At 72.0% G+C, this 21,025-nt stretch carries 20 protein-coding genes and 1 riboswitch; of the genes, 7 read left to right on the top strand and 13 right to left on the bottom strand.

Features of this window, described 5'->3' with window-relative positions:
- Window positions 1-85: 85 nt before the first annotated feature.
- The 3 genes from mraZ to OVA21_RS05360 all read right to left on the bottom strand — a co-directional run bounded on the left by mraZ (window position 86) and on the right by OVA21_RS05360 (window position 2,021).
- Window positions 86-562 carry a division/cell wall cluster transcriptional repressor MraZ gene (mraZ, locus tag OVA21_RS05370; protein WP_096905649.1) on the bottom strand — a complete coding sequence of 159 codons (477 nt, stop codon included), beginning with the start codon at window positions 560-562 and terminating at the stop codon, window positions 86-88.
- A gap of 460 nt (window positions 563-1,022) precedes the next feature.
- Window positions 1,023-1,439: a DUF3040 domain-containing protein gene (locus OVA21_RS05365; RefSeq protein ID WP_096905650.1), complete on the bottom strand. Its 417-nt coding sequence runs from the start codon at window positions 1,437-1,439 to the stop codon at window positions 1,023-1,025.
- A 177-nt stretch (window positions 1,440-1,616) separates the two neighbouring features.
- A complete protein-coding gene (locus OVA21_RS05360; protein ID WP_067713753.1) occupies window positions 1,617-2,021 on the bottom strand; it encodes an SAV_6107 family HEPN domain-containing protein in 405 nt (134 codons plus the stop codon).
- 92 nt (window positions 2,022-2,113) lie between these two features.
- Between OVA21_RS05360 and OVA21_RS05355 the strand changes: the two genes are divergently transcribed.
- Genes OVA21_RS05355 through OVA21_RS05345 form a run of 3 tightly spaced genes read left to right on the top strand, consistent with a single transcriptional unit; the run spans window position 2,114 to window position 5,009 of the window.
- Window positions 2,114-2,701 (top strand): GNAT family N-acetyltransferase, encoded by a 588-nt coding sequence (locus OVA21_RS05355; protein WP_096907272.1) that lies wholly within the window; start codon window positions 2,114-2,116, stop codon window positions 2,699-2,701.
- Window positions 2,698-4,284 carry a phytoene desaturase family protein gene (locus OVA21_RS05350; RefSeq protein ID WP_096905651.1) on the top strand — a complete coding sequence of 529 codons (1,587 nt, stop codon included), beginning with the start codon at window positions 2,698-2,700 and terminating at the stop codon, window positions 4,282-4,284. The genes OVA21_RS05355 and OVA21_RS05350 overlap by 4 nt, the downstream gene beginning before the upstream one ends.
- Window positions 4,281-5,009, top strand: a complete 729-nt coding sequence (locus tag OVA21_RS05345) for an LppM family (lipo)protein (protein WP_096905652.1) — start codon at window positions 4,281-4,283, stop codon at window positions 5,007-5,009. Before OVA21_RS05350 ends, OVA21_RS05345 begins: the two co-directional genes overlap by 4 nt.
- Window positions 5,010-5,036: 27 nt before the next feature.
- On the opposite strand, the gene metF is transcribed toward OVA21_RS05345, so the two are convergent.
- Window positions 5,037-6,014, bottom strand: a complete 978-nt coding sequence (gene metF, locus OVA21_RS05340; protein WP_096905653.1) for a methylenetetrahydrofolate reductase [NAD(P)H] — start codon at window positions 6,012-6,014, stop codon at window positions 5,037-5,039.
- A 96-nt stretch (window positions 6,015-6,110) separates the two neighbouring features.
- Here metF and OVA21_RS05335 point away from each other — a divergent pair, with 96 nt between their 5' ends.
- Window positions 6,111-7,190 carry a polyprenyl synthetase family protein gene (locus OVA21_RS05335; RefSeq protein ID WP_096905654.1) on the top strand — a complete coding sequence of 360 codons (1,080 nt, stop codon included), beginning with the start codon at window positions 6,111-6,113 and terminating at the stop codon, window positions 7,188-7,190.
- Between the two features lie 3 nt (window positions 7,191-7,193).
- Window positions 7,194-8,765: a polyprenol phosphomannose-dependent alpha 1,6 mannosyltransferase MptB gene (gene mptB, locus OVA21_RS05330; protein ID WP_254050475.1), complete on the top strand. Its 1,572-nt coding sequence runs from the start codon at window positions 7,194-7,196 to the stop codon at window positions 8,763-8,765.
- Here the strand turns inward: mptB and OVA21_RS05325 are convergent.
- Window positions 8,734-9,102, bottom strand: coding sequence for an Rv2175c family DNA-binding protein (locus OVA21_RS05325; protein WP_067713740.1), 369 nt, complete (start codon window positions 9,100-9,102; stop codon window positions 8,734-8,736). The genes mptB and OVA21_RS05325 overlap by 32 nt on opposite strands.
- Before the next feature lie 131 nt (window positions 9,103-9,233).
- On the opposite strand from OVA21_RS05325, the gene pknB reads away from it, so the two are divergent.
- The gene (gene pknB, locus OVA21_RS05320) at window positions 9,234-11,456 is read left to right on the top strand and encodes a Stk1 family PASTA domain-containing Ser/Thr kinase (protein WP_240341428.1); all 2,223 of its coding nucleotides are present in this window, start codon (window positions 9,234-9,236) and stop codon (window positions 11,454-11,456) included.
- Between the two features lie 63 nt (window positions 11,457-11,519).
- Here pknB and OVA21_RS05315 read toward each other — a convergent pair whose 3' ends face one another.
- Genes OVA21_RS05315 through OVA21_RS05295 form a run of 5 tightly spaced genes read right to left on the bottom strand, consistent with a single transcriptional unit; the run spans window position 11,520 to window position 15,597 of the window.
- On the bottom strand, window positions 11,520-12,926 hold the full coding sequence (locus tag OVA21_RS05315; RefSeq protein ID WP_067713735.1) for a class II 3-deoxy-7-phosphoheptulonate synthase: 1,407 nt from the start codon (window positions 12,924-12,926) through the stop codon (window positions 11,520-11,522).
- 36 nt (window positions 12,927-12,962) lie between these two features.
- Entirely contained in the window at window positions 12,963-13,460 is a 498-nt protein-coding gene (locus OVA21_RS05310) for a polyadenylate-specific 3'-exoribonuclease AS (RefSeq protein WP_067713732.1), read from the bottom strand.
- Between the two features lie 6 nt (window positions 13,461-13,466).
- Complete coding sequence (locus OVA21_RS05305) at window positions 13,467-14,207, bottom strand: lysophospholipid acyltransferase family protein (protein WP_096907274.1); 741 nt, start codon at window positions 14,205-14,207, stop codon at window positions 13,467-13,469.
- A 44-nt stretch (window positions 14,208-14,251) separates the two neighbouring features.
- Window positions 14,252-15,139, bottom strand: coding sequence for a hypothetical protein (locus OVA21_RS05300; RefSeq protein WP_096905656.1), 888 nt, complete (start codon window positions 15,137-15,139; stop codon window positions 14,252-14,254).
- Window positions 15,136-15,597: an SRPBCC family protein gene (locus OVA21_RS05295; RefSeq protein WP_096905657.1), complete on the bottom strand. Its 462-nt coding sequence runs from the start codon at window positions 15,595-15,597 to the stop codon at window positions 15,136-15,138. Before OVA21_RS05295 ends, OVA21_RS05300 begins: the two co-directional genes overlap by 4 nt.
- 141 nt (window positions 15,598-15,738) lie before the next feature.
- On the opposite strand from OVA21_RS05295, the gene OVA21_RS05290 reads away from it, so the two are divergent.
- Window positions 15,739-17,538 (top strand): AMP-dependent synthetase/ligase, encoded by a 1,800-nt coding sequence (locus tag OVA21_RS05290; RefSeq protein WP_096905658.1) that lies wholly within the window; start codon window positions 15,739-15,741, stop codon window positions 17,536-17,538.
- Window positions 17,539-17,572: 34 nt separating this feature from the next.
- Here OVA21_RS05290 and OVA21_RS05285 read toward each other — a convergent pair whose 3' ends face one another.
- The 3 genes from OVA21_RS05285 to OVA21_RS05275 all read right to left on the bottom strand — a co-directional run bounded on the left by OVA21_RS05285 (window position 17,573) and on the right by OVA21_RS05275 (window position 20,810).
- A complete protein-coding gene (locus OVA21_RS05285; protein ID WP_067713719.1) occupies window positions 17,573-18,706 on the bottom strand; it encodes a glycosyltransferase family 4 protein in 1,134 nt (377 codons plus the stop codon).
- Between the two features lie 136 nt (window positions 18,707-18,842).
- Window positions 18,843-19,766, bottom strand: a complete 924-nt coding sequence (locus tag OVA21_RS05280; RefSeq protein ID WP_227022238.1) for an NlpC/P60 family protein — start codon at window positions 19,764-19,766, stop codon at window positions 18,843-18,845.
- A 432-nt stretch (window positions 19,767-20,198) separates the two neighbouring features.
- Window positions 20,199-20,810, bottom strand: a complete 612-nt coding sequence (locus tag OVA21_RS05275) for a C40 family peptidase (RefSeq protein ID WP_119192985.1) — start codon at window positions 20,808-20,810, stop codon at window positions 20,199-20,201.
- Window positions 20,811-20,822: 12 nt separating this feature from the next.
- A riboswitch (cyclic di-AMP (ydaO/yuaA leader) is annotated at window positions 20,823-20,971 on the bottom strand.
- Between the last annotated feature and the right edge of the window lie 54 nt (window positions 20,972-21,025).

Here is a 21,025-nt window from a genome sequence, read left to right as displayed (position 1 = left end):
GAAGTACGTCAGGGTGGTGCCGGGCAGGGGCCGGGGGGCTCCGTCCGTCGTGCTCTCGCTTGCTCGTGTCCGTCCTCTCCCCGGATCAGAATTCGATCCCGAGCGAGGTGCCCTCCATCTCGGAGAACACGGGTAGGTTCTCCTCGCTGTAGCGGTCCCACGCCTCGGCGTCCCAGACCTCGAGACGCTCCCCGAGGCCGTTGACGACGCAGTCCTTGTCCAGACCCGCGTAGCTCCGCTGACTCGCCGGGATGGAGATCCGTCCCTGCGAGTCCAGTTGTTGGACTTCCGCGCCGCTCACCAGGAGCCGGAAGAACGCCATGTGCCTCTCGCTGAGGTTGGCGGTCGGCCGGACCTTTCTGACCAGCGCGTCGAACTCGTCCTCAGGGAAAACCGAGAGCGTGTTGGTGAACCACCCACACACCACCACCCCGTCCGCCAGGCCTGGCCTGAATCTGGCGGGGATCGTCAGCCGCCCCTTGTCGTCGAGCTTGGGACGGTGTGTCCCGTACCCGACGAAGGCTCGTTCACGTCCGGAGTCGACGAGATCGGTGTCGGTCACCCGCCACCTCCTGGGGTCCAGGCCCATCGAGCTCCTTGCGTGCCCCACTCTACCCCACAACGCCCCACAAACAAGGCCTGCGCCCCACTTCGCCCCACCGCCTCGCGTCACCGCAGTTCAGTGGCCATAGGGACCCTGCCGTCGCCGTCCCGACACCGGATCAACAGCCCGGAGGGAGCCCACTTCCGCGAGTCTTTTGGGACTCATGTGACTCGAGACGACTCACGTGGCAGCCGAGCCGGCCCCTGTGGGGAGATGTGGGGAGGAGGGGTGGGGCGTGGTGGGGAGCACGGGTGGGGCGTGGTGGGGAGGAAGGACGGAGCGCCGGCATCTCGGCGGGGACGGACGTTCCGGGTCGCGATGGGCTCTGGGCTGCCGGCCCGAGAGCGTCAGACAAATGGACGAAGGGGTGAGCGCGTGTGCGCTCACCCCTTCGTCGAAAGGCCGTGGGACGGGCCGGTCAGGGCTCCTGGTCGAACCGTCGGCGGAAGCGGTCCTCCATGCGGGAGGAGTAGTTCCGCCCGTCGGCGGGCTTGGCCGATGTCCGCCCGGTGCCGGGGACCCGGGGTCCGCCGGTGCCCTTGGCGCCGGCGGCGCCGTGCGACGGCGTGGACCGCAGCGCGAGGACACCCGCCGCGAACATCACCAGGAACCCGACGAGACTCAGTACCGGGAAGCCGCCGGGCTTGAAGTCGAGGGCGAGCCCGCCGATCAGAAGCGCCACACCGAGGATCGCCAGCGCGACCACCAGGCCCGCCGGACGACGAGCACCGGTCGCACCGGTCTTTCGGACAGACGACGCGAACTTCGGGTCGTCGGCGTAGAGCGCGCTCTCGATTTCCTTGAGCATGCGCTGCTCGTGCTCGGACAGGGGCACTTCGACCTCCTTCAGATGCTCGTGACGAACGAGCGCGGCCGGCTCGGTCGGTTCGCACCAACCGTGGATGGGGATCAGCCGGTCAGGGTTCCCCCCATCATACGAGGGCAACGCGGCGGGTACCACCGGGATTCCCCTCTGACACCTGAGGATTCCCCCGTCTCACCGCCCGGCTCCTCAGGCGGCGGGGCCGAGGACCCCCAACCGCTCGTCCACCAGGTCGAGAAACCGTCCCACCGCCCACAGGAAATCGTCCGCCATCCGATCCGAGACCGTACGCGGGAGCCCGTCCTCGACCGCCGCCGCCAGAGCGGAGTACCCACTGAAGGCGGTCGCCCACCGCTCCAGCTCCGGCACCTCCGCCGCGAGCCGGTGCCAGACGTCCGCGGGACCGCGCCGCCGCGGCCCGGGGGCCAGCAGGGCCCCGGCCGCGTACCTCGCGGCGCGGTACGACTCGAGGAACCGCTCGGAGGGAGCAGCGGCGGCGATCGCGCGCCCACGGTGCAGCTCCGCACGGCTCGCCCGTCCGAGGGTTCCCACCGCTCCCCCGCCGGCCGTCCGCATCCTGTTCCTGGTGTCCATCTCTCCTGCACCTCCCCTTCTGCGCGCACGGTATCGCCGGGGTACGACACATCCGGACGCCCCGTATCCGCGCCCGTGATCAAATGGGGTGGATGGACACCGTGATCACCCGGCTCGACGCAGCCGACTTCCGAGACCGACTGCCCGAGGCTCTGGGGGTCTACGTCGACGCCATGGGCTACCCGCCGCAGGTGGTCCGCTCCCGGGCCGCGGCGTGGATGGAGCACAGCTACCGGGACGGCTGGTCGGGTGTGGCCGCGTTCGAGGCCCCGCGCCGACGCCTGCTCGGTCAGACCCGGGGGCAGCTCGTCGCCATCTGCTACGGCTATCACGGCGCTCCCGGGCAGTGGTGGTACGACCAGGTCTCCCGGGGACTGCGGGACCGGGACCGTGAGCTCCCGCCCGACTACGTGGAACTGACCGAGCTGCACGTCTCGCCGGGACTGCAGGGGCGCGGCATCGGCGCGACCCTCGTCAGGACGTTCCTGGCCGACCGGCCGGAGAGCACGGTGCTGCTGTCGACCCCGGAGGTCGACGGCGAGGACAACGCGGCCTGGCGCCTGTACCGGTCGTTGGGGTTCACCGATGTGCTGCGTTCGTATCGGTTCCAGGGGGACGCGAGACCGTTCGCCGTCCTGGCCCGATCGCTACCGCTCGCCGGGAACGGAGATCGGACGTGACCCCCCGGCATGACGTGGTGGTGGTCGGCTCCGGCCACAACGGACTGGTGTGCGCCGCCTATCTCGCCCGCGCCGGGCTCGACGTGCACGTGGTCGAACGGGACACGGTGATCGGCGGCGCCACGTCGACGGTCGAACGGTACCCGGGCCACCGCACCGACCGCGGGTCCTCGGCACATCTGATGATCCGCCACACCGGGATCCCGGAAGAGCTCGGGCTGGAGGCCCACGGACTGCGCTACGTGGACTGCGACCCGTGGGGCTTCGCGCCCGCCCCGCCGAGATCCGACGCGCCACCGATCGTCTTCCACCGTGACCTCGACGCCACGTGCGCCAGCATCGCCGCGGCCTGCGGTGAGGCCGACGCCGGCGCGTACCGGGAGTTCGTCCGCCGGTGGGACGTCCTGGCGGGACGGATGATGAAGGGGTTCGCGGTCCGCCCCACCGCCCCGGGTCTCGGTTCGGCGTTCCTCGGGGCCGACGACCTGCGCGATCCGTTCGGCGCGGTCCAGACCTTCCTGTCCTCCGGTGACGCGCTGCTGGACGCGATGTTCACCTCGGAGCGCCTCAAGGCGGCACTGTCGTGGTTCGGCGCGCAGTCGGGACCGCCGATGTCCCACCCCGCCACAGCCCCCATGATCGGGTTCGCCGCCCTGATGCACCGGATCCCGCCGGGGCGCGCGATCGGCGGTTCGGGCGCGCTCGCGGAGTCCCTCTCGGCCGCCGTCCGGGCGCACGGGGGGACGGTCACCGCAGGTGCCGGGGCCACCTCGATCCGGCGCTCCGGTTCGGGGTGGCGCGTCGACACCGAGGGCGGACGATCCCTGTACTGCTCGGCCGTCGTCGCCGCCTGCCACGTCCACACGACCCTGGACCTCCTCGCCGGCGAACTCCCGGCGGCGACGCTGGACGGGTGGCGGCGGCGGATCAGGCCCGGTTTCGGACTGGGGATGGCCGTCAGACTCGGGACCGATGCACTGCCCACGTATCCCGGCGTACCCACGAGCACCAGCGCCCACGGCCTGCAACTGCTCGTCACGGACCGACGGCACCTCGATCGCCGCTACGGCGTCGCCGCCGCGGGCGGCCTCGACGCCGATCCCGCCGTCCTGGCGATGAGCTTCAGCGCGCTCGACCCCTCGCTGGCTCCGGAGGGCCGCCACGAGCTGACACTGTGGTCACAGTGGCACCCGCGCCACCTGGCCGACGGCCGTGGCTGGTCGGAGGAGGGCGCCGCGGAGGCCGACCGGATCATCGCCGTCGCGGACCGCTTCGCGCCGGGGTTGGCCGACTCGATCGTCCACCGTCACGTCCAGACCCCCGAGGACCTGGAGACCGAACTCGGGCTGATCGGCGGGAACGTCATGCACGTGGAGATGTCCCTCGACCAGATGCTGCCGATGCGTCCCCACCCCGATCTGCGCGGTCACGCCGTGCCCGGGGCCGACGGCGTGTTCCTGGCGGGGGCCTCGACCCACCCCGGTGGCGGTGTGATCGGGACCAGCGGCAGGACGGTGGCGCGGCTCGTGACCCGCCGACTCGGCAGGTCGGCGCGGCGACGGCGGGGATCACGGGCACAATGACCGCCGTGACCCCGCCCCATCCGACAGCGAACGCCCCCACGAGCAGTGGCCGCTCCCGACTGCCCCGGCGACTGGCGGGCCTCACGGCCCTGGCCACCCTCCTGGTGCTCCTGTCCGGGTGCCTCCAGCTGAACGCCCAGATGAGCGTCCGCAAGGACGACACCGTCTCCGGCCGGATCCTCGTGGCGGGTGACCAGCCCGCTCAGGCGGCCGCGCTCGACCGGATCACCACGCCGTCCGGGCTCGAGCAGAAGGTGCGCATCACCCCCTACTCAGCGGACGGTTTCACCGGCCGCGAGATCTACTTCACCCAGTTGACGTTCGCGGAGGTCGACACCCTCACCCTCGCGATCGACATCGAGGGGGCACGGCCGTACAGCCTGGGCTTCCGCCGCAGCGGCGACACGGTGTCGTTCAGCGGATCGGTGGACCTGTCCCTGCTGCCCGCCGACCGCGCCGAGACGGCGACCACCCGGGTCGACCTGACCTTCCCCAACCGCATCAAGGAGACCAACGGCACCATCGGGGCCGGCAACTCCGTCAGCTGGTCCCCGGCTCCGGGGTCCATCACGCGGATGCAGGCCTCGTCGTCGTATCCCGACCCGGCCGCACGTGGGTTCGCGGTGTGGATGATCGTCGGGATCGGCGCCGCCCTGCTGGTGTCCATCGGGACGATCCTGGCCGCCCGGACGTCCAGGGCCCGTGCCGACCGGCTGGTGCGCTGACCCGAGCCGCACCCCCACCGGGGCGGATCAGATCCTGCCGGCCGCCACCCCGGGGGCGGGGGCCATCGACAGGTTGGTGAGGACCTCGTGGGTGGCCTTGGAGAAGTTCAGGGTGTTGAAGTGCAGGCACGGGACACCCTCGGCGATCAGTCGCTCGCACATGCGGGTGGTGAGATCGATCCCGACCTCACGGACCGCCGCCCGGTTCTCCTCGGGCCCGTCCCCGGCCGCGGTCCGGAGCCGCTCGGCCAGGTCGTCGGGCAGGGCGCAGCCCGAGAGCTCGACCATCCGCTGGACCTGCCGCAGACTCGTGACCGGCATGAGTCCGGGGATGATGGGCTTGGCGCCCTGCTCCGGGTCGGCGGCGACGGCGCGATCCCTCAGGCGCAGGTAGTGCTCCACGTCCCAGAACATCTGGGTGATCGAGTACTCGGCGCCGGCCCGGAGCTTGTTCACCAGGATCTCGGAGTCGTGCTCGAGGTCCCGGGCCCGGTAGTGCCCCTCGGGGAAGGACGCCACCCCGACGTGGAAGCCCCCCACCTCGTGGATCAGACGGACGAGCTCCTCGGCGTAGTGCAGCCCCTCCGGGTGAGCCGTCCACTCGCCCAGCGGGTCCCCGGGCGGGTCCCCGCGCAGGGCGAGGATGTTGGACACCCCGACCTCGCCGTACATGCGGATCATGTCGGTGAGTTCGGCGACCGTGTGGTCCACCGCCGTCAGGTGCGCGATCGGCAGCAGGTCGGTCTCACGGACGAGCCGCTCGACGACCCGGACGGTCCGGTCCCGCGTGGATCCGCCGGCCCCGTAGGTGACCGAGACGAACGCCGCCCCGAGGTCGGAGAACACGGTGGCGGCGCGCCAGAGTCGGTCCTCGGCGGCCTCGTCTCGCGGCGGGTAGAACTCGACGGAGAACGGAACCCTCGGGGTGGTCGACGTCGCGATCCGCTCCACGATGCTCGGGTGCCGGCCGCCGTCCGTCGGGTCGGAGTCGGGTAGCTGGGTCACCCGACCAGGGTAGCCCGACGCGCACCACGTCCGGCCGCCGCCCGACGACTAGGATCGTCGGCGACGAGGGCGGCCGGACACCGGCGCCCGGAAGGGATGGTGCCCGTGGTCTCGGCGACTCGCCCCGACGACGGAGAACGCGTCCTCGACGCGCTCCGCCGACTCATCGACGAACGGCGCACGGTCGTGGCGGGGATAGACGAGCGGGTCGACCGCCTGGCCGGCCTGCTCTCCGACTTCGTCCTCGACGGCGGCAAACGGATGCGACCGCGGTTCGCCCTGGCCGGCTGGGCCGCCGCGAGCGACACGGACGCTCCCGCCCCGGACGAGGTCGTCACCGCCTGCGCCGCCCTCGAGCTGATCCAGGCCTGTGCGCTGGTCCACGACGACATCGTGGACGCCTCGGACACCCGGCGAGGCCGCCCCACCGTCCACCGGACGATCGAGGCCGCGCACTGCAACGAGGGTTGGGACGGGGACGCGGCCCGCTACGGCGTCTCCCAGGCCATCCTCGTGGGCGACCTGGCCCTGACGTGGGCCGACGAGATGTTCGTGACCTCCGGGGTACCCCCCGAGGCCCTGGCCCGCGCGCTGGGTCCCTGGTACGCCATGAAGACAGAGGTCCTGTCGGGGCAGATGCTCGACATCCTCGCCGAGGCCTCGGGCGCCACCGACGAGCTCACCCCGGCCCGGGTGAACCGCTTCAAGACCGCGGCCTACACGGTGGAGCGGCCACTGCACATCGGCGCCGAGCTGGCGGGTGCCGGGGCGGAGACCGTCTCGGCCCTGCGGGAGTTCGGGGTGGCCGTGGGCCAGGCGTTCCAGTTGCGGGACGACATGCTGGGCGTGTTCGGCGACCCGGAGGTCACCGGCAAGCCCTCCGGGGACGATCTGCGGGAGGGCAAGCGCACCCTGCTGCTCGCCCGTGCGACCGCCCTCGCCCCCCGCCGGGACGCCGAGTTCCTCCTCGGAGTTCTCGGGACGCAACCCGACGCGGCCACGCTCGAACGCGCGCGCAGCATCCTCGTGGAGTCCGGTGCGGTGGTCTCGGTGGAGGCCGAGATCGACGCGTTGACCACCCGCGCCCTGGACGCCGTGGCCTCCGATGCGATCAGCGACCACGGGCGGGACACACTGCGCGCACTGGCGGAGGCCGCGACCCGCAGGCGGGCCTGATCCGTGCTCGGAGCGTCCGCCCCCCGGCCGGAGGCGACCACCTCGTCGTCGTCGCCATTGTCGTCATCACCATCGTCGCGGATCCGCCGGGCGACCACCGCGACGACCGCCTCGGCCCGCGCCGCCCTGACCGGTCCCTCCGGTCCGGCGCTGTGGCGCGGCGTCCTCGGCTCGGTCCTGCTCACCATCGCCGGTTTCGGCGCGGGCGCCCTGCCCGTGGACGGCGGCGTCGCGGTCGCGGTGGGGCTGCCCGGGTACACGTTCGGCCACGGTGAGGTCCTCGCCCTCATCCTCTGCTGGGCGGGCGTCGCGCTGCTGGTCACCTCGTGGCTCGCGCTCGGCCCCCGGGCGGTCTCGGGCCGCCTCCCCACCCGGGACGCCGTGTGGGCCACGGCCCTGTGGTCGGCGCCGATGCTGCCCGCGGTCCCCCTGTTCAGCCGCGACGCCTGGTCCTACCTGGCGCAGGGCGCCATGAGCGCCGCGGGAGTGGACCCGTACCACCACGGACCGGAGGCCAACCCCGGCCCCTTCACCGACGAGGTCAGCCCGGACTGGCAGTCCACCGCGACCCCGTACGGCCCGCTGCACCTGCTGCTCATGCGCGTCGTCGTGGCGCTGTCCGGCGGCCACCCGGCGGTGGGGATCGTCATCCTCGGGGTGGTGGTACTCGCCGCACTGGCCGGGCTCGTCGCGCTCGTGGTCGCCCTGGCCCGCCGCGCCGGGGTGGACGCCGGCGCCGCGGTGTGGATGGCGGGCGCCTCCCCGCTGTCCGTGATCCACTTCGCGGGCGGGCTGCACAACGAGATCTTCCCGCTGGTGGCATGCGTCGGCGCCGTGGTCCTCACGCTCGACCGGCGCTACGCGTGGGCCGGGGCGGCGATCGGGATCGCGGTGGCGTTCAAGGCCACCGCCGTGATCGTGGCGCCGTTCCTGCTGTGGATCGCCCTGGACCGACGGCGGACGTCGATCGGGGCGCGCCGCCCCCTCGTCGGCGCCCTCGTCGACACCGGGGCCGCGGCGGGGGCCGCCGCCGTCGCGTTCGCCCTGGCGACCCTCGCCTCGGGCACCGGGTTCGGCTGGCTGGACGCGATCTCCGTCTCCGACCGGGTCATCAACTACCTCAGCGCGCCCACCGCCGCGGCGCACCTGGTCCACGCCGTGGTCGACACCCCCGGATTCGAGGACGTCCTGGCGGTCGCCCGCCGCGTCGGACGCGTGGTCCTGGGGGTCACCCTCGTCGTGGTGTGGTGGCTCCACCGGCGTGACACCCGCTCGGCGCTCCGCGGCATCATGGTCGCGCTGCTGGCCTTCGTCATCCTCAACTCGCTGGCCTGGCCCTGGTATTACGTGTGGGTGGCGGCGTTCTGGGTCGCCGCCCGACCCGGTCGACGCGCCACCACAGCCGTCGTTGCGGTGACCGTCTTCCTCGTGATGGCGATCGGACCCAACGGGTCGACCAGCCTCTACAGCCCCGCGCTCGTCGGGGCGGCCCTCGCGGCAGCCCTCGCCGCGGTCTGGTGGTGGCGGCGCGCCACCGCCGGGGTCAGAACGCCATCGCCTGGGCGCGCCGCATGACCTCGCGGGCGCGGTGACCGTGTAGCGCGTCGGCCGGCCGGCCGGGCAGGCTGTCGTCCTCGGCGAACAGCCACCGCAGGATCTCCTCGTCCCGGTAGCCGCCGTCCCGCAGGACCGCGACCAGCCCGGGCAGGAAGCGCACGACCTCGTCGTCGTCATCCAGGAAGGTCGCCGGCACCACCACGATGCCCGCTCGCCGCACGGCGAGCAGGGTCCCGTCGCGCAGGAGATCGTGCACGCGGGTCACGGGGATGCCCAGGCGCTCGGACACCGCGGGGAGGTTGATGGTCTCGACGTCGGCGGGCAGGACGTCGTCGGCGTGCGGAACAGTACTCACGCCACCCAGGTTAGTCCCACGGGCGCACCCGGGCCCCACCGGCGGTGCCGGCGCGGCCGACGGCGTCGGGCTACGGACCCCGTCCGCTCGGGACGTACCGCGGACGGGACGGGAGGGGCAGAATGGACGACATGAGCACTTACGACGGGAAGCCCCCCGGCCCAGGAACACTGCTCGACGGGCGATACCGGCTCGACGCCGTCATCGCCCGCGGCGGGATGTCCACCGTCCACCTGGCCACCGACGAGCGGTTGGACCGCCACGTCGCCGTCAAGCTGCTCGATCCGACCCTCGCCGGGGACAAGGCGTTCGTGGACCGCTTCACCCTCGAGGCCAGGTCGGTGGCCCGCCTGTCGGATTCCGGCATCGTCCAGGTGTTCGACCAGGGCGTCGAGGCCGACACCGCGTTCCTCGTGATGGAACTCGTGCCCGGTGGCACGTTGCGGGAACTGCTCGACGAGCGCGGCCCCATGCCCCCGTACGCCGCGGCCGCCGTCCTGCGTCCGCTCCTCGGCGCCCTGCGGGAGGCCCACCAGGCCGGGCTGGTGCACCGCGACATCAAGCCCGAGAACGTGTTGATCTCCGGCAGCGGCGCGGTCAAACTCGCCGACTTCGGCCTGGTCCGGGCGGTGGCCGAGTCCCGCGCCACCTCGAGCAGCGTGGTGATGGGCACGGCGGCCTACCTGTCCCCCGAACAGATCTCCGGCGCCGACACCGACGCCCGGTCCGACCTGTACTCCCTCGGCGTTCTCGCCTACGAGATGCTCACCGGGGAGCCACCGTTCAGCGGTGACAACAACATCGCCGTGGCCTACCGTCGCCTCGACACCGACGTGCCGGCCCCGTCCGACCAGTCCGACACCGTGGCCGAGGACCTCGACCACCTGATCCTGCGCGCCACGCGACGCAGCCGTGAGGACCGCTACGCCGACGCCGGCGAGATGCTGCGGGACCTGGACCAGGCCGCCAGGATCGGCCGGTTCCCCGACTATGTCGTCCCGGCACCACGGCAGTCCTCGTGGTCGCGGGCGCGGGCCAACGCCGCGCGGGCCACCCCGGGCGGGGAGTCCGAGTTCGACGCCGCCGACCGTGAGAGCGGGGAGGCGCTGCGCCGGGGCGACGGGCCGACGCCGACGCGGGTGGACACCATGGTGGCCCCGGCGGCGGCGGGTCCCGGGGCGGGAGCGGGGGCCGGCCCTGCTCCTGCGCACTGGCACGGCGCGGGATCGGGCCACTATCCCCCCGGCGGCATCGAGCCCGCGCCCGACCGGGACGTCATCCGGCCCCGCCGCCAGCGCGGCATGCTGTGGCTCATCGTGGTGCTCGCCGCCGCGATCGGCCTAGCCGTGGCCGGCTGGTGGCTGGGTTCCGGCCGGTTCGTGGAGGTGCCGTCGGTTCAGGGTATGTCGGCGGGGCAGGCGACCGAGGCGGTCAACGCCGTCGGGTTGGCCGCCGCGACCCGCGACGCCTTCAGCAACGACGTCCCCCCGTCCGCGCTGGTGGGCACCGACCCCGCGGCGGGCGAGCGGGTGCCGCGCGGCGACACCGTCGATGTGTTGGTGTCCGTCGGTCGCCCCGTGGTGCCCGAGGTCGGCGCCGACAGGTCGGTGGACGCCGTGTCCGCAGCGCTGCGGGAGAACTCACTGGAACCGGTCCGGGGCGGGAACGAGTACTCGGACTCGGTACCCGTCGGCCAGGTGGTCTCGCTCCAGCCGGGCGCGGGCACGACCGTCGACGTGGGCACCCGGGTGGCCATGGTGACCAGTTCCGGCCCCGCACCCGTCGCCGTCCCCGAGGTCGTGGGCCTGGAGGAGGACCAGGCGCGGGCGGCCCTGGAGGGCGCGGGCCTCACCGTGTCACAGGTCAGACGGGTCTACGACGACGAGGTGGACGGCGGCGCGGCCGTGGGCACCGACCCGGACAGCGGAACCGACGTGTCCCGCGGGGACGGGGTCGTCCTGCTCGTCTCCAATGCACTGACCGTGCCGGACCTCCGGGATGTGCCCCTCGACGAGGCGACCGGGATCCTCGAGGACGAGGGGTTCACGATCGTCCGCGAATCGCCCGTGACCGATCGTCAGATCTCCGACGGCCGCGTGGTGCGCACCGATCCGCCCGCCGGGACCCGGCTCGACCCGACGAACGCGGTGCTGCGGGTCGTCCCGTCGGACGCGGTGACCGTCCCGGTGGTGCTGGGTTCGCGGGCCTCCGACGCGCGCCGGACGCTGCAGGACGCCGGGCTCGAGGCCACCATCGACTCGGGAACGTCGAGGGGGATCGTCTACGGCCAGACCCCGCTGCCCGGCCGGGTGGTGGCCAGGGGCAGCGAGGTCGAGATCGACGCGCTCGGCTAGGACCGGCCGCGTCTCCGGCGCGGCCGGCCGTGCCTCCGGGGCGCGAGGCCGGCCCCTACGGCGTCAGCTGCGCAGCATCTCCGCCACGAGGTAGGCGAGCTCGAGCGACTGCTGGGTGTTGAGGCGCGGGTCGCAGGCGGTCTCGTAGCGACCGGCCAGATCGATGTCCGAGATGTCCTGGGCTCCGCCGAGGCACTCGGTGACGTCCTCACCGGTGAGCTCGATGTGGATGCCACCCGGGTGGGAACCGAGAGCGTGGTGGACCTCGAAGAAGCCCTGTACCTCGTCGATGATCCGGTCGAAATGGCGGGTCTTGTACCCGTTGGACGTCGAGTGCGTGTTGCCGTGCATGGGGTCGCACTGCCAGATGACCTTGTGGCCGGTCGCCTCGACGGCCTGGACGATCGGCGGCAGCGCGTCGCGGACCTTGTCGTTGCCCATCCGGGAGACGAGCGTCAGTCGACCCGGCCGGTTGTGGGGGTCGAGCTTCTCCACGTACTCGACCGCCAACTCGGGCGTGGTGGTGGGACCGATCTTCAGGCCGATCGGGTTCTGGATGAGCGAGGCGAACGCCACGTGGGCGTCGTCGATGCCGCGGGTCCGCTCCCCGATCCACAGGAAGTGCGCCGACAGGTCGTACAACCCCTGCTCGGCGTCGCCGGTCAGGCCCGTGCCGTCGTCGGCCAGGCGCAACATGGCCCGCTCGTAGTCCAGGACGAGCGCCTCGTGGGAGGAGAAGATGTCGGCCGAGCGCAGGTTCTGGTCCGAGACCCCGCACGCGTCCATGAAGCGCAGGCCACGATCCACCTCGGCGGCGAGGGCCTCGTAGCGGGCACCAGCGGGCGAGCCCGCGACGAACTCCATGTTCCATTCGTGGACGCGATGCAGGTCCGCGGTGCCCGACGCCGTGAGGGAACGGACCAGGTTCATCGCCGCGGCCGCGTTGGCGTAGGCACGGACGAGCCGGGAGGCGTCGTGCTCACGGGCCGCCTCGTCCGGCTCGAGCGCGTTGACCATGTCGCCGCGGTAGGACAGCAACCCGGTTCCGTCGCGGTCCGCCGAGCGGGGCTTGGCGTACTGGCCGGCGATCCGGCCGACCTTGACCACGGGCATCGACGCACCGTAGGTCAGCACGACCGACATCTGCAGCAGGGTGCGGATCACGCCCTTGATGTGCGGCTCGGTGTTCGCCTCGAACGTCTCGGCGCAGTCACCGCCCTGGAGCAGGAACGCACGCCCGTGCGCCACGTCGGCGAGGCGATCGGAGAGGTGCTCGACCTCGGAGGCGACGCAGATCGGCGGCACGCTCTCCAACACTTTGCGCATCGCCGCGGCGTGACCGGGATCCCACGACGGCTGCTGAAGGGCGGGCCGCGAGAGGGCGTCCGCCAGCTGCCGATCCAGGTCCGCGGAGAGCGGCGGGAGGTCGGGGAGTTGCGCGATGTCGACGTCGACTGTCCAGTTGCTCACCCCGGCGACGATACGCCACCACCGGCGGAGCGGGCCTCAGAGACCCAGGTGGGGCGACTTCGCCGCGATGGCGCGGAAGCGCATCGCGGCGTGGCGGGCGTCGGCGAGGGCGTCGTGTTCCCCTCCCGGGTGTGCGGGCAGGTCGGGCTTGCCGGCGGTCTCCCAGAGCTGGCGGACGTCGCGCGTGAACCGGGGCATGGCGGCGGGAAGGGCTGTCATGTCGCCCCACAGCTGGCAGACGGCCACGTGGTCGTACGCCCCGATCCACGCCCACATCTCGACCCCGCCGGTGGGCGGCGCGGTGACGAACTCGTAGAGCTCGTCCCGGATGCGGCTCCGGGACATCCACGCGGACGACGACGGGTTGGGCAGCTTCGGAAGGACGTTGCGCCGCACCCACGGCCCGGCCGCCGAGGCGTCGAAGTCGGTGGACACGGCGTAGAACTCCCGGCCGTCCTCGGCGACGATCCCCACGGAGACCAACTCGATCGTCGTGCCGTCCTCGATGAACTCGCAGTCGTAGAAGTAGCGCACCGGCGATCAGCGCTGTCCCTCGACGGGGTGGTCGAGCAGGTTCCGCCCGGCCTTGCGCACCGCCTCGTAGCGCTTCTTCATCTCGGCGCCATACGTGTCGTGGACGTACTCCTGATTGGTCAGCGCCTGGATCCGCCGCATGAGCTCGTCGGTGATCTCGCGCTCAGCGTCCCGGTCCCCCTCGCGCCCGGCCCACGGGGACAGATCGAGCGGCTCGCCGAGCATGACCCGGATCTCGGTGCGCCGCCCGGGGCGGAACCGGGAGATCCGGCGTACGTACTCGGGGGTCCCGGTCACGCCCACCGGGATGATGGGCACCCCGGCGCGGAGTGCGAGGCGGGCGGGCCCGGTCTTCCCGCGGTACAGACGACCGTCCGGCGAGCGCGTCCCCTCCGGGTAGATGCACAGGATCTCCCCCGATGAGAGGACCTCGAGCCCGGCGTCGAGGGCGGCCTGCGCGGCGTCGGCGTTGGTGCGGTCGATCGGGTGCTGGCCCGAGCCGGCGAAGAACCACCGGCTGAGTATGCCGCGGACACCGGTTCCGGTGAAGTAGTCGCTCTTGGCCAGGAAGGTGACCCGGCGGGGCATGAGCAGAGCGGTGAACAACCAGTCCGCGACGGACTGGTGGTTGCCGACCAGCAGGGCGCCACCGCGCTCGGGGAAGTGCTCGCGTCCCGTGACGACCCGACGACTCGTCAGACGTAGGAACGGGCCGATGAGCACGTATTTGAACAGGTAGTACAGCAACGGGTCACCGGTCCTCTTGTGATGGCTGTCGACGAATGCGGATACTACCCGGCGCGGTCCGCGGATCCGGACGGTACGAGGTTCGGGGGCCACAGATCCGGGTCGGGCAGGAAGCTGATCACCAGTCGACCCGCGTCGCGCTCGAAGACGGACTGCGTGAGCACACACCGGCGCAGCAGCGGCGGCAGCGCCACCACCGCCCGGAACCCGTCGAACTCCAGGCGGAGCCGGTCCCCCTCGACCGAGACCGGCGCGGACGGGCGGGTCGGGGCCGGGTACTCGACCCGGTATCCGCCCTCGCCGTCGGGCGCCACCACCGGGGTGACGGCGCCGCGGGCCAGAGTCGCCATGGCAGCCGTGGAGCCGGCCGGGGACCCCACCACGATGGTCTCGATCCTCCCGGCGAGGAAGCCGGCCACGTCACCGGCGAGCAGCGCGAGTCTGTGCGCTTCCCGCACCCGCACGTCGGCGCGTCCGCCCGCCGCCATGGAGGCGAAGCGCACATTGGCGGGCCAACGTGATTCCACGAACGCGGCCAGTTCCCCGGCCGCCGCGAGCCGGCGCACCGCGGTCAGGTCCCCGTCGAGCTCGACCACGACGACGTCCCAGTACTCGGACGACGCGGCCCGTCGCGCGTACTCCCACCCGAGCACCGCGGCCAGTGGGGCGTCCCCTCCGGCGGCGAGCGCCGCGAGTACGTCGTCGTCCGGATCGGCGGCGCCGGACCGGTAGGTCTCGAGCCTCGCCGTCGGGTCGTCGACCCGGACCTCGACGGGCCCGTCCTCCGAGACGTCGAGACGGGGGTCGACGGCATCGGGATGGCCGGTCAGGATCAACGCCGTGCAGCCGGGGTCCGCGAGCAGGTCGGCGGTGACGCCCGCGCGGTCCTCGGGATCTCCCCCGAGGACGACGACGACACGAGTTCTGCTCACCGCGACTCCGCCCGGCGTTTGAGTTCCTTCAGTGCGTCGCCCAGGATCCGGCGCTCGGCGCGGCTGCGCAGGCTCCCGATCACCGGGACCGTGAGCTCGATCTCGAGTTCGTAGTCCACACGCGTGCCGCCCGCCACCGGTTCGAGCCGGTAGTAGCCCCGTTGGGCCCTCTGCAACGCCGAGCTCTCGAGCCGCCACTCCAGACCGCGGTCGTCCGCCGACCAGGAGTAGACGAGGACGTACTCGTCGACGATCGCGCCCGCCTCGAGCTCGAACCGCACCCGGTCCGGACGGCCGTCCTGACCGCTGGAGAGCACTTCGGCCGCGCGGATCGACGCGGACCACTCCGGGTACGCGGCGAAGTCGGAGATGACCGCCATGACGTCCTCCACCGGTGCGTCGACCACCGTGGAGTCTCTGGTCGGCCACACCTCGGGGGCGCCGTCGTGCTCGCTCATACCCACAAGCTTCACATATCCCGCTCCGCGATGCGCCCCACCCGCGGCGCCCGGAAGGCAGGCGACGTGACCACCGTGTGGTCCCGGCGATAGTGTGTGTGGTCACCGACATACTCTGAACGTCTCCACCGGGAGGACCCTTTGCGCGAATACGTCGCGGTACCCGCCAACTTCACCGTCCCTGACGACTGGTCCTGCGTTCAGTCGGCATACGACCGCGCGGAGAACACCCCGGAGAACGTGGCGTTCCAGAAGCCCGTCGACGGTCGGTGGACGGACGTCACCAACCGCGAGTTCGCCGAGGAGGTCCGGACGATCGCCCGCGGACTGGTGGCGCTCGGTGTCCGGGCGGGCGATCGGGTCGCCCTGCTGAGCTCCACCCGGTACGAGTGGAATCTCATCGACTTCGCGATCTGGGCCGTCGGCGCGGTCACCGTTCCCGTGTACGACAGCTCCAGCGCCGACCAGATCCACTGGATCATGGAGGACTCCGCGGCCCGGTTGATCATCGTCGAGAACGACATCCACGCCACCACCGCCCGAGAGGGCGTGCAGGGCCTGGAGGTCGCCGACGTCCTGGTGATCGACGGCGCGACCCCGGTCCTCGAGACCCTCGCCTCCGAGGGGGCCACGGTCGACGTCTCGGTGCTCGACGAGCGCCGGGCCTCGGTCCGCGCCGACTCCCCCGCGACGCTGATCTACACCTCGGGGACCACGGGCCGCCCCAAGGGCGTCATGCTCAGCCACCGCAACTTCATGTCCGAGACGCTCGCCGTGCTCGAGACGCCGTTCAGCGGGATCCTGCGGGACGACGCCACCTCGGTGATGTTCCTGCCCCTGGCCCACGTGTTGGCCCGCGCCATCACCTACGCCGGCTTCCACGCCGGCGTGACCATCGCGCATTCCTCCGACCTGACCAACCTGGTCGAGACGTTCGGCGAGATGAAGCCGCACTACATCCTGGCCGTCCCCCGCGTGTTCCAGAAGGTTTTCAACAAGGCCCAGGCGACCGCGCAGGACGGCGGCACGGTCAAGGCGTGGATGTTCGACAAGGCCGCGGACACCGCGGTCGCGTACTCCAAGGCCAACCGGGGTGACGGCCGGGTGGGTCCGCTGCTCGGGCTGCGCCACGCGATCTTCTCGAAGCTGGTCTACGGCAAACTCGTCAACGCGCTCGGTGGGCGTTGCGAGGTCGCCATCTCCGGCGGCGCGGCCCTGGGTGACCGTCTGACCCACTTCTTCGACGGCATCGGGGTCAACATCTTCGAGGGTTACGGCCTGACGGAGACCTGTGCGGCGATCACGGTCAACACCCCGGGGCGGATGCGGATCGGCAGCGTCGGCCAGCCGCTGCCCGGCTGCGCGGTCCGGATCGCGCAGGACGGTGAAGTCGAGGTCAGCGGACCCGTCGTCGCCTCCGGCTACTGGCAGAACGAGGAGGCGACCGCCGAGTCCTTCAGCGACGGCTGGTTCCGCACCGGTGACCTGGGTTCGCTGGACGAGGACGGGTACCTGTCGATCACCGGCCGCAAGAAGGAGATCATCGTGACGGCCGGCGGGAAGAACGTGGCGCCCAACCAGCTCGAGGACGCGCTGCGTGCGGACCCGCTCGTGGCGGAGGCGGTGTGCGTGGGCGACGGCAAGCCGTTCGTCTCGGCCCTGCTGACCCTCGACCCGGAGGCCGTTGAACGGTGGAAGACCCACCACGACAAGTCCGGCTCGTTGTACGAGTTGCTCAAGGACGCCGATCTGATCGAGCACCTGGACCAGGCGCTGGTGCGGGCGAACCGGAGCGTGTCGCACTCCGAGTCGATCAAGAAGTACCACGTCCTCCCGGACCAGTTCACCGAGGAGACCGGTGAGCTCACCGCGTCCCTGAAGGTCAAGCGCAACGTCGTGCACCAGAAGTACGCCCAGCAGATCGAGTCGCTCTACGCCTGATCGGACCGCGCGTCGGAACGCGTGCTCTCGCGGGTCACTCCCCCGAGAGCACGCGTTCCATGTCCCGGGCCAGGTCCTCCCAGCGCCAGTTCTCCAGCACCCAGGTGCGGCCGCGGACCCCCATGGCCGACGCCCTGGGCCGGTCCTCGAGCAGGCCGGCGACGGCGTCGGCGACCTCGCCCTGTGACGTCCCGTCGACCACGAGACCGGTCCGGCCGTCGCGCACCGTCTCCGGGGCACCGCCGCTCCGGCCCGCCACGACCGGCACCCCGCACGCGGACGCCTCCAGGTAGACGATTCCCAGCCCCTCGACGTCCAGCCCTCCCCCTCGGGTCCTGCACGGCATCGCGAAGACGTCCGCGAGTCGGTGGTGGTCGACGATCTCGTCCGCGGGGACGCGGCCGGTGAAGACGACCCGGTCGGCCACCCCGAGGCGGCGTGCCAGTCCTTCCAGCGTGCGCCGATAGGGCCCACCGCCGACGACGACGAGGACCGCCCCGGGCACCCGCCGGGCGATCTCCGGCATCGCCCGGATGAGCATGTCCTGGCCCTTCCGCGGCACGAGGCGGGACAGACACACGATCACGTCGCGGTCCGCGAGTCCGTAACGGTCGCGGATCGCCCTTCGCCGTGCGGGATCCGGCCGGAACCTCTCCGTATCGACGCCACCCGGCTGGTGCACCAGGCGGGCGCGGGGGCCGAACGCCGCCGCGAACCGCCTCCGTGTGTAGTCGCTCACGTAGGTGACCGCGTCGGTGGACTCGCCGATCAGTCGCAGGATCTGGCGCGAGCCCGGCAGCATCGACCAGCCGACCTCGTGTCCGTGTGTGCTCGCGATGATGCGGTCCACGGGGCCCTGCCGTAGCACCGGCGCCATGGCGGCGAGGGGGGCGGCGGCCCCGAACCAGATCGTCGTCGCGCCGAAGTCCGAGGCGAGCCTTCGTGCGCGTGCCGCGAGGTCGGGCGTGGGGAGCAACACCTCGGTGGGCACCCTCTCCACCAGATAGGGCTTGGCGGCGTCGTACTCCGCCGATTCGCCACCCCGGAACGTCGAGGCGAGCACCGCGACGTCCGTCGGGTCCAGGTGGCTCAGATACGTCTCCAGGTACGACTGGATCCCGCCCGGGCGCGGCGGGTAGTCGTTGGTGATCAACAGCGTCTTGGTCATCGGCTCCGAGCCTGCCACACAACCCGGCCCGCCTCGGCCCCGCCCGGTGCGTCGTCCTCGTCGGGAAGGGGCGGAGCGCGATCGGGGACGGCCGGTGTCTGCGCGGGGCGGCCGTGCTTGGCCGGGTCGGCCGGGGTCAGTAGCGGCGGATCCCGTGAATCGGCATCGCGTCGACCTGCTCGAGGCGGACCGGCACACCGTAGGTCGGGGCGTGCAGGACCAGACCGTCGCCGGCGTACATCCCGACGTGGGTGGCGCCGGGGAAGTAGATGACAAGGTCACCGGGCCGGATGTCGTTCATCGCCACCGGGGCGCCCGCGACCGCCTGCGCCTGGCTCGCCCGGGGCAGCGCCTTGCCCTCCTGCGCGTACGACCACACCATGAGACCGGAGCAGTCGAACTCGGACGGGCCCGTCGCGCCCCACGAGTAGGGCGCGCCCAGCCGGGAGAGTGCGACTCGGAGCGCCGCGGAATTGACGTCGTCCACCGGCGGGGCAACGTACCCCTCCGGCACCACCGGTCCGCCGATCCAGAGATCGCGTTGTGCGTCCGACAGTGCGTCGACCCGGCGACGGACCTCATCCATCCGTACCCGCATCTCCTCGGTTCGGCGGGCGAGCGCGTCGGTTCGCTCCTGCGCGACGCGGGCCGCGTCCCGGGCCTCGGCCGCGGAACGCGCGGCCTCTTCCCTGAGCTGCACCGCATCCCGGGACGCAGCTCTGGAGGCGTCCAGTGCACTCGTGGTGGCCCCGGACAGTCGGCGCAGCGTGTCGAGCCTGTCGACCAGGTCCCGGGGGCTCTCGGCGAGCACTGCCGCCCGTGTGGCGCCGGTGTCCCCGCCCCGGTACCGCATGGTCGCGAGGTGATCGACGATGGACTGGTCCCGGCGCGCGGTGCCGTCCGCGAGGGCGGACCGTCCGGCTGCGACCCCGGCGGCCCGTTCGAGGCGGACGCGCTCCCCGTTGGCGCGGTCCAGTTCCCCGCGCGCGAGGTGGAGCTGCTCCCCCAATGCTCCCGCCTCCTCGGACAACCGGGCCAGCTCCGCCAGGTCCTCGCTCATCTCGCCGGGCACCGCTGTGGCGGACGGCGTGGTGGACGGTGCAGTCTGCGACGGAGCGGGGGAAGACGGAGCGGTCGACGACGGAGCGGGAGAAGTCGAAACCTGATCAGGCGGGGTAACCGGACCCGGGACAGGCGCCGTGGTCGCGGTTGGCGACGACCGGTCCGGGGTGGTGGTCTGCGCTCCGGCCGGCGCGGGACCGAGGGTCAACGAGGTGGTCACGGTCGCTGCGATCGCGAGCACGCTGAGGCTGCGGGTCATCTGGTGTCGTCGAACTCTCGGATCCGGGTCACGCAGGGCGCGGGCGCCCAGCCGACGCCTACGGTGGAATCGGGTACCCGAGAGGGGATGTTACAGACGACAGACCCCGCCGGTGACCGGTTCGAGACCGGACGCCGACGGGGTCTGCGGAGGTTCGGGGAGCGACCCGACTCAGTAGTAGCGTGTCGCACCGTAGAACGGCATGGAGTCCACCGGCGCGTAGCTCACCGAGGTGCCCGAGTACGGGGCGTGGACGACCTGGCCGTTGCCGGCGTAGATCCCGACGTGGCTGGCGCCACTGTAGAAGGCGACGATGTCGCCGGGCTGCAGGTCGGCCTTGGAGACCTGGGTGCCGCCGCCGATCTGGGCCTGGCTGGTGCGCGGGATGGAGATCCCCGCCTCCTTGTAGGCCCACGAGGTCAGACCGGAGCAGTCGAACGAGTTGGGGCCGGTAGCGCCCCAGACGTAGGGCGAGCCGACCCGGGTGGTGGCGGCGTCGAGGATGCGCTGGCCGGTCGAGACCACCGGCGCGGGGGCGGCGAACTCGACGGGCGCCGCCTGTGCCTGGGCCTGGGCCAGGCCGGCCGGGAGCTCGATGCCCTCCGGTAGGTCGAACGAGACCTGGTTCGGCACGCCGGGCAGCCGCAGCTCGACGGGGACGTCGACGGTGACGGGTGCGGCGGCGGCGGTTCCGGAACCGGCGACAGCGGCTCCGGCTGCGAGCAGGCCGGCGGCGGCGACACGGCGGCCGGTCGAGCTGGTCTTGATGCTGTGGGCTCCCACGAAGACTGTTCCTCTTTCTTCCTGCGGCACCGACCGGGTTAGCTGACGGGTTCGGACACGGAAGTCTGTCCTACGCTTCGGACCTGTAGGCCCTCGTGCGATTCACCCCAGTGGATCTTGGTTCCCCGGTGCGCCCTTCGGCGCTTAGGTGTGACCCCGGCTCCCCGCCGGCAGGCGGGCGATGACTTCCGAGGTCTCGAAAAGGTTACGAAACC

It is taken from the genome of Dietzia sp. SL131, from assembly GCF_026672565.1.
Lineage (GTDB): Bacteria > Actinomycetota > Actinomycetes > Mycobacteriales > Mycobacteriaceae > Dietzia > Dietzia kunjamensis.
This window is presented reverse-complemented; position numbering and strand designations above follow the sequence as displayed.

Bases quoted from the DNA above. Each gene is read 5' to 3' on its own strand.
- OVA21_RS05280 (WP_227022238.1), bottom strand. From the start codon at position 19,766: ATGAGCGAGGACCTGGCGGAGCTGGCCCGGTTGTCCGAGGAGGCGGGA.
- OVA21_RS05285 (WP_067713719.1), bottom strand. From the start codon at position 18,706: ATGACCAAGACGCTGTTGATCACCAACGACTACCCGCCGCGCCCGGGC.
- OVA21_RS05345 (WP_096905652.1), top strand. From the start codon at position 4,281: ATGACCGCCGTGACCCCGCCCCATCCGACAGCGAACGCCCCCACGAGC.
- OVA21_RS05360 (WP_067713753.1), bottom strand. From the start codon at position 2,021: ATGGACACCAGGAACAGGATGCGGACGGCCGGCGGGGGAGCGGTGGGA.
- OVA21_RS05295 (WP_096905657.1), bottom strand. From the start codon at position 15,597: ATGAGCGAGCACGACGGCGCCCCCGAGGTGTGGCCGACCAGAGACTCC.
- OVA21_RS05335 (WP_096905654.1), top strand. From the start codon at position 6,111: ATGGTGCCCGTGGTCTCGGCGACTCGCCCCGACGACGGAGAACGCGTC.
- OVA21_RS05355 (WP_096907272.1), top strand. From the start codon at position 2,114: ATGGACACCGTGATCACCCGGCTCGACGCAGCCGACTTCCGAGACCGA.
- pknB (WP_240341428.1), top strand. From the start codon at position 9,234: ATGAGCACTTACGACGGGAAGCCCCCCGGCCCAGGAACACTGCTCGAC.